The sequence below is a fragment of the Syntrophomonas wolfei subsp. methylbutyratica genome, assembly GCF_001570625.1.
GTDB lineage: Bacteria > Bacillota > Syntrophomonadia > Syntrophomonadales > Syntrophomonadaceae > Syntrophomonas > Syntrophomonas methylbutyratica.
Map to the genome: position 1 here is coordinate 1 of NZ_BBQT01000031.1, position 13,176 is coordinate 13,176.

Below are 13,176 nucleotides of genomic sequence, written 5' to 3' on the forward strand. Positions count from 1 at the left end.
CAAAGTTTTTGCAATATCTATCTGCCAATAGTTCATTGACAAAGCTGAGATCTATGGCGGAATCTATCCGTTTGAGTATGTGATTATCCGGAATCATTTGGTATAATACGTTGTAGAAGCTGCCTTGCTTAACGGTGGTTTCAACTAACATGAAAAGCATTCCCCCTCTAGTGTTGTTTGGTTGTGCTAACTTAATTATACTATAGGCGGGTATGCTTTTTATGTTTTTATCGGACTTTTTCAGCAGTCTCGGACGGTCCTTTTGACACCTAACCCCTATAACCCCTACCCCTTACTCCTCACTTTTCGTACTAATCAATAGCAAATAAGTCCGTAAAAGGATGTTTTCGAAGAAAAAGCGCATTTTACTTGACAGGGGCAGTTAAATTTAGCTAATATTAAAAGGCAGTCTTTTATTTCTGTATCTGGCTTCCGCCCCGTTGACGGATACGGAGTAATAGAGCATGCAACCTGGAGTTATTGCATTTACAGGAGGGAAAGACTTGAAAACCTATGTAGCAAAACCAGCGGAAGTAGACCGTAAATGGTATGTGATAGATGCGAGCGACAAGGCGCTGGGCAGGCTATCTTCGGAAGTTGCCTCCATATTAAGAGGCAAGCATAAGCCTATCTTTACCCCGCATGTTGACACGGGAGACTTTGTTATTGTAATAAATGCGGCCAAGATAAAGCTCACCGGAGATAAGCTCAATCAGAAAAAATTCCGCCACCACACCGGTTATCCGGGTGGCTTGAGAGAGATGGACTACAGGACTTTGCTGCAGAAAAGACCCGAAAAGGCTATAGAAGCGGCAGTACAAGGTATGCTTCCACATAATCGCCTGGGCCGGAGCATGATTAAAAAGCTCAAGGTTTACAGTGGCAGCGAGCACCCGCATCAGGCGCAGAAACCAGAATTAAGAGAGCTTAAAGGGTAAGGAGGATCAAGATGGCAAAGGTTCAATACTGGGGAACAGGCAGAAGAAAAGAAGCCGTGGCCCGGGTGAGATTGGTACCGGGTGAAGGTAATATTATAATAAATAACCGGAGTTTTGAAGATTTCTTTCCTAACCAGACCAGCCGTTTAATCGTCCAACAGCCGTTGGTTTTAAGCGCCATGCAGGGGCGATTTGATGTCATATGCCGGGTAAATGGAGGCGGAGTATCAGGACAGGCTGGTGCCATTCAACTGGGCATTGCCCGAGCGTTGCTTAAAGCCAATCCGGATATAAAGGCTATGCTGAGGAGATCCGGCTTTCTTACTCGCGACCCGCGTATGAAAGAAAGGAAAAAATATGGTTTGCACAAGGCCAGAAAGGCTCCTCAGTACTCCAAACGATAAAATACTGCAAAAACAAAACCTCCCCTGACAGGGGAGGTTTTTAAATTCTATTTCAAAGGTTTTCCGCCTTTCCATTCTCCGGCGAAAGCTGGTTTTCCGTCTTCGTAATAGGAGGTTCCCAAGCCTTCTCGTTTCCCCTCTTTCCATTCCCCTTCATACCAGAGATTCAAGTTGGCATAGTAAAGCTTGCCCTGACCGTGGGGTTGAGCTTTTAACGAAAGCACCCAAATAAGTCCTGCTGCCTGAATCCAGATTTATAAAATCAAGCTTCCCAACATATATAAGAAATAAGGGAGAGCGGAAAAGGGGGAAGAGAAGATGTACATAAGGAAACCATATATTTTTGTGGCAAAAAAGACCAGCATATTATTACCTATGTTTCTTTTCATAATTCTTTCTTATGGGGTGGTAGCCAATGAATATCAACCTGCCGAGCCGGTATTGTCCTACAGCCTGGCTAACCAGCTTATTGTAATTGATCCGGGACATGGGGGTTTTGACCCGGGGGCTTGGCGGGGCGAATTAATGGAAAAGAACATTACTCTGTCCATAAGTAAAAAGCTGCAGCAACATTTAAGCCAGGCCGGGGCTATAGTTGTTATGTTGCGGGAAGAGGATAAAGATCTGGCGGGAGAGCAATTCAAAGGCAGCCTGAAAGAGCGCAAGCGCCAGGATCTTAAGGCTCGGGTCGACGAAGCCAACCGGCTCAAGGCTGACCTTTATATCAGTATTCACACCAATGCGGATCCCTCACCCCGCTGGTTCGGAGCCCAGACTTTTTATAATGCGCGTAGTGAAGAGAGCAAAATAATGGCAGAGTGCGTTCAGGACGAATTGACCCGGATTTTGGGTAATACTAAGCGTAAAGCCAAGCCCGGCAGCTACTACATTATTGATAAGACCAAAATGCCGGCGGTAATTGTGGAGGTGGGTTTTTTGTCCCATCCGACTGAAGCCAAGCTTCTAAATGACCCGGCTTATCAAAATAAGGTGGCCTATGCTGTGTTTTCCGGTGTAGTGAATTATCAGGCCAGTCAAATGGAGCCGGCGGATAAGTCTGATAAAAAGATAGTCACTGGTTCAGATATAGCAAAATAGTTGGAAAGGATAAGGGTTCTGCTATACTTAAATAAAGAGCAAGCTTGAATCGAGGAGGTATTCTTATGATTGGCTATGCAGCCCTCTCCCCCCACCCCCCCTTGATAATTCCCGTTATTGGTGGAAGCAGCCTGGAGGATGTAAAGGCAACTGTAAGCGGAATGAAGGAGATGGCCCGGGAATTGGTGGATAGCAAGCCGGATTCCCTGGTATTTTTGACGCCACACGGTAATGTTTTTGCGGATTGCCTGAGTGCCCTGAGTGAGGAAGAATTACAAGGAGATTTCCGTAATTTTGGGAGTAAACTGGGGACAAGCCGTAGAAATGATAAGGTTTTACTGGATGAAATCGAAACCCGGGCCAGGAAAGCCGGTATCAGTTTTATTACCTTGTCGGCTGAAACACTACGGCTCCATCACTTGAACCCGCGCCTGGATCATGGAATACTGGTGCCGCTCCATTATTTGGAGGAGGCTGGCTTGCCCCAGATTCCGATACTGGCCATAAGTGTAGGCTTCCTATCCCCGTTGGAATTATATACTTTTGGGGTAGTTATCCGGGATGCGGCCTTAGCCCAGGGCAAAAAGCTGGCCGTAGTAGCTTCCGGGGATATGTCCCATCGTTTGAAAAATGAAGGTCCCTATGACTACCACCCGGATGGAGCTGTTTTTGATCAACAGGTACAGCAAATCCTGCGCGCCGGGGATAGTGAAGCCTTAATAAAGATGCCGGAAAAACTGCGGAACAATGCCGGGGAGTGCGGTTATGCCTCCCTGCTAATAGCCCTGGGTAGCCTGGATGGCTCAATCTATGAAAGCAAGATATTCAGTTACGAAGGCCCCTTTGGAGTGGGCTACCTTTGTGCTGGCTTACGCCCTAAAGCCTCAACCCCAAGCCGGTTAGAAAAATTGGTCAAAGAGAGGAAAGAAAGCATTAATACCAGTCGTAATGAGGAAAGTACGCCGGTCAGGTGGGCACGGATGATCCTGGAAAGTTATATCAGAGAGGGGAAAAGAGCCAAACTGCCTCCGGAAATGGAGGAATTACGCCAGCAAAGAGCCGGGGCTTTTGTATCTCTGAAGAAAAATGGGCAGTTGCGGGGATGTATCGGCACCATTGCTCCATCCTATGGAGATCTGGCCGATGAAATTGCCGGAAATGCCATCAGCGCAGGAACCGCTGATCCACGCTTTTTGCCGGTGGATGAAAATGAATTGGATGATCTGGTTTATTCCGTGGATATACTGGGTGATGCCGAAGCTTGCCGGATAGAAGACCTGGACCCCCACCAATACGGGGTTATTGTCAGCAGTGGACGCAAGCGGGGATTACTGCTCCCGGATCTGGAAGGGGTGGACAGCGTGGAAGAGCAGTTGTCCATTGCTCTGCAAAAAGCGGGAATTTCACCCGGGGAAAGATACGAAATAGAGCGTTTTGAAGTCAAGAGGTACTATTGAAGAGGACGGAGGACGGAAGACGGAAGGCGGAAGACTGAGGGTGGAGGGCGGAAGACGGAAATCGGAGGGTGGAATGGTCGTCAGATTCCGGTGATTAGAAGGGGTATTCCCAACTACATCTTATTATACTAACTCACTTTTCATAGGTGGTTGTGGCCCTTGGGCCATGGGAGTAGTAAGAAAAGTGAGGAGCAGGGGGGTGTAAGGTGCAGGGGGTGCGGTGTCAAAAGGACCGTCCCCTTGACACCGGACAATGGAAGAGGGTGATAGTAATGCCGGAAGTTGAGGCATCGTTTTATGAGAAAATGGAGGAACAAAGGGTGAAGTGCTGGCTCTGTCCTCATCATTGTATGCTGAAGGAGGGGCAGAGTGGCCTATGCCGGGTGCGGGTCAATAAGGAAGGAACGCTTTTTAGCCTGAATTATGCTGAGCTGGCCTCCCTGGCCCTGGATCCGATAGAAAAAAAGCCCCTCTATCATTTCTTCCCCGGCAGTATGATTCTCTCTGCCGGAACCTATGGCTGCAACCTCTTTTGTCCTTATTGCCAGAACTACTCCCTGGCTCATGAAAAACCATCTACCCGGGAAATCAGTCCTCTACTTCTGACGGAAATTGCCCGGCAAAGCATAGATGATGGTTCAATTGGATTTGCTTTTACCTATAACGAACCTACTATCTGGTATGAATATGTCAGAGATGCTGCCTATAGCTTAAAGGAAGCAGGGCTGAAAAGCGTACTGGTGACCAACGGCTATATAGAAAGAGCTCCCCTGGAGGAACTCCTGCCGCTGGTGGATGCCATGAATATAGATGTTAAAGCTTTTAATGATGATTTTTACCGGAAACACTGCAAAGGCCGTTTAGAGGCGGTAAAAGCCACGGTGGAAAGAGCGGTGGAGATGACCCATGTAGAAATAACTACTCTCCTTATTCCCGGAGAGAACGATGAGCCTGAAGAGATCAAAGCATTGGCCAGCTGGCTGGCCGGGTTGAACCCGCAGATACCCCTGCACCTTTCTCGTTACCACCCGGCCTTCAAATTCAGCCGGGAAGCCACCCCGGCGGCCACCCTGGAAAGGGCCCGGGAGATAGCCCGGGAGGATTTGGATTTTGTGTATATAGGAAACGTCTTGCAAGAGGAGAATAATACCTTTTGCCAAACTTGCGGTGAACTCTTAATCGAGAGAAATATCTACCAGGTAGAGAACCGGGGGTTAAGAGAAGGAAAATGTAAAGCCTGCGGCAGCAGCATTATGGTGCCAGGCACTTAAGTTGTTAACTTATTGAGAGTGTTGTGAAATAAACTTGTTCTACGATGCCCCCATTTTCCTTACTGTTTGGTTACTGGTATGAGGGTTGATTAGAAAATAGACTTTCTGATTTCTGAAGGACTTGATTTTTATAATTATCTATTAATTAACCCCACTTCATTTCCATTGGTGGTTGTGGACCTCACCCTGCGGGCGTCACTATTGGGGTTGTACCCTGCACCCTGCACCCTTCGGGTATCCTGGTGTTCCATCCTGCGGATGTCACCATTAAGGTTGCGGGTACTCCTGATGTTCCACCCTGCGGGTATCACTATTAAGGTGGCGGGTATGGGGTTGGTAAAATAAAAAGTGGGAAGGGCAACGCCCTTCCCACCTATATATGAAAGCCACCGGGTAAGCCCAGCAGCTATCAAGCATAAGAAACAAAACGACCTACTGACAGGATATGATTTAACTGTATCAGGTGTTACATCAAATGGTATTATTTAATAAAAAGGCTCTTTAACGGAGTCTTTAAGCATCGGAAGAAACTGCGAAGCAGTTTCAACACACCGCTGCAACGAGGTGGGGATTAGAACCCGCCGTAAATTTCGTTAATAGGAACCCGACCGCTTAAAGAAGCACCCTGCGGGCACAACTGATGTTCGCTTCGCTCACTATTAAGGATGCGGGGGACATATTTCACCTCGTTATATTAATTATGCCAGAATTTGTTTAGCTTTATACGAAAAAGAGGGAGGAAGGATTGATGGAAGAGATAGTATTAAGGCCAGTGGGACAAGTACTTTCGAGTACGGAGGAACCGGAAGAGATGCCCCTGGGAGGACTAGAGGCAGTTATCGAAATATTTCCTGAATATCAGGAAGCATTAAAGGGTATTGAAGAGAATTCCCATATCTGGGTTTTGTCATGGTTTCACAAAGCCCCGCGAGATGTTCTGCGAGTAAAGCCAGTCAGGATAAACCCCGAACTGCCTGAATATGGCGTTTTTGCTCTACGGACTTATACCAGGCCTAATACTATTGGCTTATCCTTGGCCCGCCTGGAAAGAGTAGAAGGCTGTCGCTTGTATCTAAAAGGCCTGGATGCCATTGGGGGAACCCCGGTAATTGATATCAAGCCCTATTTTGAGAATGATACTATATTTTCACCCCTTACTTCCTATATAAAAGGGAAGGACCGGGAAATGCGACAAGGCATCTTGAGCAAACGAGCCCTGGTCCACCACCAGGAAGAATGCAGCTACCTGCATCTGGCGGTTAGAATGGCTATTATAGCGGAAGACTATCTAGGAAAGCTGAATTCCCCTGATCTTTTTGTAAGGGTCAGAGGCCCTTTATGTCTGGTGGATTGTGTACAGGGGATTAGCAGAGCACGTTTAGCCAATCCTCCTCGTTTCAGCTTCCAACCGGCAGAGGCGGAGATAGAAAGCGAGTGGAAACGAGGCAACTCCACCTTGTTGCTCAGGCTCAAGCCGGGTGCGGAATTAGAGGGATTAGAATCGAAAGAAGACCAGGAGCTTTTTCATATAGAATACTGGGAATAAACCCTGGCAGCATTTGCTCTGGTTACGAAAAGGATATTACTGCAAAAAGTTAAAATAGGGTTTTGATGGGCCCGGCACTCAGAAACGATAATTGCTAATAAATTTAAGAGGTAATTGAGTGCCGGGTTGTATATTTATGCAATAACTTATGCCTCAAAAAGGTTTTTTGCCCTGGTGTCAAAATGTTCAGGACAACACTGTGCACGCCTGCTTATGCAGCTATTCTACGAAAACAATTTTGTATAAGAATCAAAAACGGATAATTTTCATTGCAAATTTATACATCGGAATGTATAATTATGAGCAGTGCTCAAAAAGTGATCGATATACCAGGGAGGTTGTGAAAATTGTTTAGAGTTGGAATAGTGGGTGACGGCTATACGGCGGCTGATTTATTAAGGCTTCTAGCTCATCATGAGCAGGCGGAAGCGGTAAGAATTTTTTCCACGGAAAATATTGGCCGGCCTATAGATGAAGTTTATCCACATTTGATAGGATTTTCCGAATTGATTTGCGAAGAGAGCAATTGGGACCTTTTAAAGGAAGAATGTGATCTGGTATTCCTGGCTTTGCCGCACGGGCTCTCCGTCTCTATTGCTATGGAACTCTTGCCGGCTGGCGTAAAGTGTGTGGACCTGGGGGCGGATTTCCGCCTGAAGGATGCCGGGCTTTATGAGGAATACTACGAATTAACCCACCCGGCACCGGAACTGCTGGAGGAAGCCGTGTATGGATTGCCGGAGATTTACCGGGAAGAAATAAAGCAGGCCAGCTTGATAGCGAACCCGGGCTGTTTTCCCACCGGAGCCATTTTGCCCCTGGTTCCACTGCTGGAAGCCGGGGTGTTGGAGCCCAGCAATCTGGTGATAGATTCTAAAAGCGGGGTATCCGGAGCGGGAAGGAGCCCGAAAGCCAGCAGTCATTTCTGCGAGGTCAATGAAGGAGTAAAGGCCTATGGGGTAGGCACTCACCGGCACGGGCCGGAAATCGCCCAGGAACTGAGCCGGGCTGCCGGTAAAACAGTGGAAATGGTCTTCACCCCACATCTGATTCCCATGAACCGGGGGATACTAACTACGATATATGCTCGTTTGCGAACTACGGCCGACCCCGGCCTGGTCAGGCTGGTTCTGGAAGAGAAGTACCGGAATGAGAATTTCGTCCGAGTCCTGCCTGCCGGAGTAATGCCCCATACCAAATGGGTTTACGGCAGCAATCTGCTGGATATCGGGATATATGCAGATGAGAAAAGCCGTCATGTCATACTGGTATCAGCTCTGGACAACCTGGTCAAAGGAGCATCGGGGCAGGCCATTCAGAATATGAATCTTTTATTGGGCCTGGAGGAGGACAGCGGTTTGAAACTGGCGGGGATTCATCCCTAAATCAGGGTGAGGGGCAAGGTCTGAGGCGTAATTAGCATAGCAGTACCTGTCCTGACTTCGGCTGATAAGCTTTTTCTTACTGCGGCTATACTTTACAATGACAGCCAACATTTGTTTAGAAAAATAACAAATGTTGGCTCTTCAGCAAAAACCCCTTTTTGTTGCATAGGGTTGCATAAATATGCAAAGCGAGCGTTGGCGAAGGTGAAAGCTAGTCAAATATACAAGCAAAATAAATAATTGTAATTTTTTGGAGGAGAAGCAATGAAGATTATAAACGGTTCTGTCTGTGCCCCCAGGGGTTTTTTAGCCCAGGGGGCGGAAGCGGGAATAAAGAAAATAGATAAAAAAGAAGTCGCCATTATATATTCCACTGAGCCCTGCACTGCTGCCGGAGTCTTTACCAGCAATAAAGTCAGAGCTGCCTGTATTGACTACAATAAGGCTTGTTTGGCTGATGGCACCGCCCGGGCCATAGTGGCTAACAGCGGCAATGCCAATGCCTGCACCGGGGAGCAGGGTATTAAGGACAGCCAGCGGATGGCCGATTTGACCGGGGAACTGCTGGGGATCGAGGGTAGTGATGTACTGGTAGGCTCCACCGGGGTCATCGGGGTTTTCATGCCCATGGAAAAGGTGGAAAAAGGGATTAGGAAAGCCGTTGAGGCCCTTTCCTACGATGGTGACCATAATGCGGCCCAGGCCATAATGACTACCGATTTGGCCAGCAAGGAGCTGGCCATAGAAATAGAAATAAAGGGAAATCCGGTTAGAATAGGCGGGATTGCTAAAGGTTCAGGCATGATACATCCCAATATGGCAACAATGCTGGCCTTTATCACAACAGATGCTGCCATAGACAGCAAATGCTTACAAAAAATGGTAAAGACTGCAGCCGACCGGTCTTTTAACATGATCAGTGTGGACCGGGATACTTCCACCAATGATATGCTGGTAGTTTTGGCCAACGCTCTGGCGGGGAATCCTCTTATCGATGAAGTGGACTCGGAAGATTACCTGCTCCTGCAGGAGGCATTGGATTATTTATGCGTCAGCCTGGCCAAAAAGATTGCCCGGGATGGGGAAGGCGCTACCCGTTTAATTGAAGTACAGGTGGTTAATGCCGCGGATTATGAAAGTGCCAGGCAGATTGCGCGTTCCATCACCGCTTCCAACCTGACCAAGGCGGCGGTTTTCGGTGAGGACGCCAATTGGGGAAGGATACTGGCGGCGGCAGGCTATTCCGGAGCGGAATTTGACCCCGGGCGGGTCGATATCTATCTGGGCCAGGAAAAAATGGCGGAGAATGGTATGGGCCTGCTCTTTGATGAAGAGAGGGCGCGCCAGGAGCTTAAACAGGATCCGGTGCTGATAAAAGTAGATTTAAAGTCGGGAAAGCAGCAGGCTACCGCCTGGGGCTGTGACCTTTCTTACGATTATGTTCGTATAAATGCGGCTTACCGGACTTGAGGTCTTGCACAACCCATATGCAACAAAAGTTTTTTGCAGTAACATCATTTATCAGTAGTGCTTGAACAGTGAGAAGTAGAAGGGAAAAACCTTGACCACTCACTCCTTACTCCTCACTTACATTTATCAGGAGGTTATGAGATGTATGTTTCCGCGATGGAGAAGGCCGAAATTCTGGTTGAGGCCCTACCCTACATAAAAGATTTTTACGGGCGCCGGGTGGTAATAAAATACGGCGGAGCCGCCATGACTGATTGCGAGTTGAAACAGAAAGTGATGCAGGATATTGTCCTGATGAAATTCGTAGGTATGCATCCTATTGTAGTACATGGCGGCGGGCCGGAAATCAACCAGATGCTATCCCGCCTGGGGATAAAAAGCGAGTTCGTAAATGGTTTTCGGGTTACCGATGCGGCTACCATGGAGATAGTGGAAATGGTACTGGGGGGCAAGGTGAACAAGGAGATTGTAGCCGGTATCCATGCCAGCGGGGGAAAGGCGGTAGGTATCTCCGGCAAGGATGGCGCGCTCATCCAGGCTCGTCCCGCCGATGGCAGCGGAAGGATGGGTTTTGTAGGTGAAGTTCAGTGCGTAAACCCCGAGCTCATAGAAAAAGTAATAGAAAACGGCTATATTCCAGTAATTGCTCCTATCGGCTTAGGAGAGGAGCAGCAAAGCTATAACATTAATGCCGACCTGGTCGCAGCCGCCATTGCTGTCAGTATGAAAGCCGACAAGCTGGTGCTTCTGACCGATGTGCCCGGGCTCATGATGAATCCGGCCGACAGCAATAGTCTTATCTCCGTCTTAAAGGTCAGCGAAGTGGAAAATTATGTAAAAGAGGGTATAATAGCCGGGGGAATGGTTCCCAAGGTGCAGTGCTGTGTAGAGGCGGTAACCGGCGGGGTAGGACGCACCCATATTATCGATGGGCGGGTACCCCATTCCATATTGCTGGAGGTATTTACCGATGAAGGTATTGGAACCATGGTAGTCAACGAGTAGAACAGGAGGATATACATGAGCAGTCAAGATATTATGGATAAAGGTCAGGAATATGTAATGAATACCTATGGGCGTTTTCCTATTGCGCCGGTAAAGGGAAAGGGCTGTTACTTGTGGGATGCCAATGGCAAACAATACCTGGATTTTGTTGGCGGTATAGCGGTTTGCCTTCTAGGCCACTGCCCTGATATTTTGAACCAGACCCTGCGGGAGCAGAGTGAGCAGTTATGGCATGTGTCCAACCTTTATTGGATAAAGCCGCAGGTGGAATTAGCCGAAAAACTGGTGCAGGCTTCAGGGATGGGCAAAGCTTTCTTTTGCAACAGCGGAGCCGAGGCCAATGAGGCTGCAATAAAGCTGGCCCGCAAGTATTTTTACCGTCAAAAAGAAGGAAAAAGAAATACGATTATCGTTTTCAAGAATTCATTTCATGGCCGTACCCTGGCTACCCTGACTGCCACCGGACAGCCCAAGTACCAGGAAGGCTTTGCCCCCCTTCCTCCGGGCTTTGTTTATGCCGAGTTCAACCAACTGGATACGGTGGAAGCCTTGCTGGACGACAGCATTTGTGCCATAATGCTGGAGCCCATTCAGGGAGAGGGAGGAATACAACCGGCTGATTTATCTTTCCTCCGGGGCTTGCGGGAAATCTGCGACCGGGAGGGTATATTGCTGATTTTTGATGAAGTCCAATGCGGGATGGGCCGGAGCGGAAAACTCCTGGCCTACCAGGCTTACGGGGTGCAGCCGGATATCGTAACCCTGGCCAAGGGGTTGGGCGGGGGATTTCCCATTGGGGCCATGCTGGCCAGTGAAAAGGCAGCCGGCGGTTTTGCGCCGGGCGACCACGCTTCCACCTTTGGGGGCAACCCCCTGGCCACAGCGCTGGCCTGTAAGGTAGTGGATACCGTGGCCAGTCAGGAATTTCTGGCTCAAGTGGAGAAGATAGCGGAATATCTTTACGAAGCTTTGCTTTCTATAAGTGACCCTCGCATTACCGCCGTCCGCGGCCGGGGTTTGATGCTGGGAATAGAATTCAATACCGAGGTTAGAGAATTGGTGGAGATTTGTATGGAAAAAGGCTTGCTCCTGCTGGGAGCCGGGCCTAAAGTGCTCCGCTTCGTACCCCCGCTGGTAGTAAGCGAAATGGAGATAAACCAGGCCATGGGGATTCTTAAAGGGGCCTTAATGGAATGGAGCGCTTGAAGCAGAGCAGGCATGCATTGAACAGAAAGTGACTGTCCGCTTGTCCCCTGTAGTGGGGAAATTCTGATAGATGGGAGTGGGAAGATGTTAAAACTAAAAGATAATCTCCGGGGGCGGGATTTTATCAGTATTCACGACTTCAGCCGGGAAGAGATTGCCTACATTCTGGAAGTAGGCGCCGAATTAAAAAAGATGCAAAAATCCGCTATAGCTCATCCCTACCTGGCGGGTAAAACCCTGGCCATGATATTTCAGAAGGCCTCTACCCGTACCCGGGTAGCTTTTGAGGTAGGAATGTATCAATTGGGGGGACATGCCCTCTTTTTGAGCCCTCGCGATATTCAGCTGGGGCGGGGGGAAACCATAAAAGATACCGCCCAGGTTCTGACCCGGATGGTCGATGGCATTATGATCCGCACTTTTGGGCATGAAGAGGTTTTGGAACTGGCCCAATGGTCCACGGTTCCCGTAATCAATGGCTTGACCGATTTGCTTCATCCCACTCAGGTGATAGGGGATTTGATGACTATAAAAGAAAATAAGGGAACCTTGCAGGGCTTGAAATGCGCCTTTATTGGCGATGGCAATAATGTAGCCCATTCCCTGCTTTTCGGTGGTGCCAAAGTTGGTATGGATGTGGCCATCGCCTCACCCGGCGGTTTCGAGCCGGAGGAGGCCATTATGGAAATGGCCCGGGAGGATGCTCAGGAAAGCGGAGCCCGCCTGCAAGTCTTGAGCGACCCGGTGGAGGCCATCACTGACGCTGATGTGGTTTATACCGATGTATGGGCCAGCATGGGGCAGGAAGAAGAGGCCGATGACAAGGAGCAGCATTTCCTCCAGTACCAGGTAAACCGGAAGCTTTTAAGCCTGGCCCGCCCGGATGCGATTGTACTGCATTGCCTGCCGGCCAAGCGGGGCAAGGAGATTACCGATGAGGTAATGGATGGTCCCCAGTCGCGGGTATTCGAAGAAGCGGAAAACCGTTTGCATGCGCACAAAGCCATTATGGCCCTGCTTATGTAGGGGTGACCTGATAAATTCTTTATTGTAGCTGACTCAAACAGCCAGGAGGTTGGATTAGTTGGTGGCGATACGCTCCGGACGTTAGGCGAGTAGCATGAAAAATACTTTTTTATTACTATTTCACCGCATGCGGCGAGATGGAGGTTAACATGAATAATATTTTGTTTCTAAGCATCGGGGAATTTTACAAAAGACTTGAAGATAGATGTATTGGAGGTAGTAATTAATAAAGGCATTTAGCGATTACCATTTTACGGTAAACGCCGGCGGCGCGGCCTCCCAGCAAGCTGGGAGGCCGCGCTTTATATATACTAATATGGTAAAATATATATAATTATTGATTTATGGGGGGAATAAGATTTGAAAAAAT

12 protein-coding genes and 1 pseudogene are annotated in these 13,176 nt (G+C 48.5%); 11 read left to right on the forward strand and 2 right to left on the reverse strand.

Annotated elements, in window-relative coordinates:
- Positions 1–151 (reverse strand): annotated as a pseudogene (locus AWB54_RS15800) (IS5/IS1182 family transposase); the annotation flags it as partial.
- A gap of 313 nt (positions 152–464) precedes the next feature.
- Between AWB54_RS15800 and rplM the strand changes: the two are divergent.
- Together rplM and rpsI are read left to right on the forward strand one after the other, a co-directional pair.
- A complete protein-coding gene (rplM, locus tag AWB54_RS14420; protein ID WP_153014753.1) occupies positions 465–938 on the forward strand; it encodes a 50S ribosomal protein L13 in 474 nt (157 codons plus the stop codon).
- A gap of 11 nt (positions 939–949) precedes the next feature.
- Positions 950–1,342, forward strand: a complete 393-nt coding sequence (gene rpsI / locus AWB54_RS14425) for a 30S ribosomal protein S9 (protein ID WP_061215302.1) — start codon at positions 950–952, stop codon at positions 1,340–1,342.
- A gap of 47 nt (positions 1,343–1,389) precedes the next feature.
- Here the strand turns inward: rpsI and AWB54_RS15510 are convergent, their stop codons facing one another.
- Positions 1,390–1,566 (reverse strand): hypothetical protein, encoded by a 177-nt coding sequence (locus AWB54_RS15510; RefSeq protein WP_153014754.1) that lies wholly within the window; start codon positions 1,564–1,566, stop codon positions 1,390–1,392.
- 94 nt (positions 1,567–1,660) lie between these two features.
- Between AWB54_RS15510 and cwlD the strand changes: the two genes are divergently transcribed.
- The 9 genes from cwlD (at position 1,661) to argF (ending at position 12,806) form a co-directional block, all read left to right on the forward strand.
- Entirely contained in the window at positions 1,661–2,440 is a 780-nt protein-coding gene (cwlD, locus tag AWB54_RS14430; RefSeq protein ID WP_061215303.1) for an N-acetylmuramoyl-L-alanine amidase CwlD, read from the forward strand.
- A gap of 65 nt (positions 2,441–2,505) precedes the next feature.
- Positions 2,506–3,897 (forward strand): AmmeMemoRadiSam system protein A, encoded by a 1,392-nt coding sequence (amrA, locus tag AWB54_RS14435; RefSeq protein ID WP_061215304.1) that lies wholly within the window; start codon positions 2,506–2,508, stop codon positions 3,895–3,897.
- Between the two features lie 206 nt (positions 3,898–4,103).
- On the forward strand, positions 4,104–5,168 hold the full coding sequence (gene amrS, locus AWB54_RS14440) for an AmmeMemoRadiSam system radical SAM enzyme (RefSeq protein ID WP_235811200.1): 1,065 nt from the start codon (positions 4,104–4,106) through the stop codon (positions 5,166–5,168).
- A gap of 748 nt (positions 5,169–5,916) precedes the next feature.
- On the forward strand, positions 5,917–6,714 hold the full coding sequence (tsaA, locus tag AWB54_RS14445) for a tRNA (N6-threonylcarbamoyladenosine(37)-N6)-methyltransferase TrmO (RefSeq protein ID WP_061215305.1): 798 nt from the start codon (positions 5,917–5,919) through the stop codon (positions 6,712–6,714).
- A 347-nt stretch (positions 6,715–7,061) separates the two neighbouring features.
- Positions 7,062–8,099, forward strand: a complete 1,038-nt coding sequence (gene argC, locus AWB54_RS14450) for an N-acetyl-gamma-glutamyl-phosphate reductase (RefSeq protein ID WP_061215306.1) — start codon at positions 7,062–7,064, stop codon at positions 8,097–8,099.
- 264 nt (positions 8,100–8,363) lie between these two features.
- Entirely contained in the window at positions 8,364–9,569 is a 1,206-nt protein-coding gene (gene argJ, locus AWB54_RS14455; protein ID WP_061215307.1) for a bifunctional glutamate N-acetyltransferase/amino-acid acetyltransferase ArgJ, read from the forward strand.
- A 141-nt stretch (positions 9,570–9,710) separates the two neighbouring features.
- The gene (argB, locus tag AWB54_RS14460) at positions 9,711–10,574 is read left to right on the forward strand and encodes an acetylglutamate kinase (RefSeq protein WP_061215308.1); all 864 of its coding nucleotides are present in this window, start codon (positions 9,711–9,713) and stop codon (positions 10,572–10,574) included.
- A 15-nt stretch (positions 10,575–10,589) separates the two neighbouring features.
- Positions 10,590–11,780 (forward strand): aspartate aminotransferase family protein, encoded by a 1,191-nt coding sequence (locus tag AWB54_RS14465; protein ID WP_061215309.1) that lies wholly within the window; start codon positions 10,590–10,592, stop codon positions 11,778–11,780.
- An 84-nt stretch (positions 11,781–11,864) separates the two neighbouring features.
- Positions 11,865–12,806, forward strand: a complete 942-nt coding sequence (gene argF / locus AWB54_RS14470; protein ID WP_061215310.1) for an ornithine carbamoyltransferase — start codon at positions 11,865–11,867, stop codon at positions 12,804–12,806.
- Positions 12,807–13,176 lie beyond the last annotated feature (370 nt).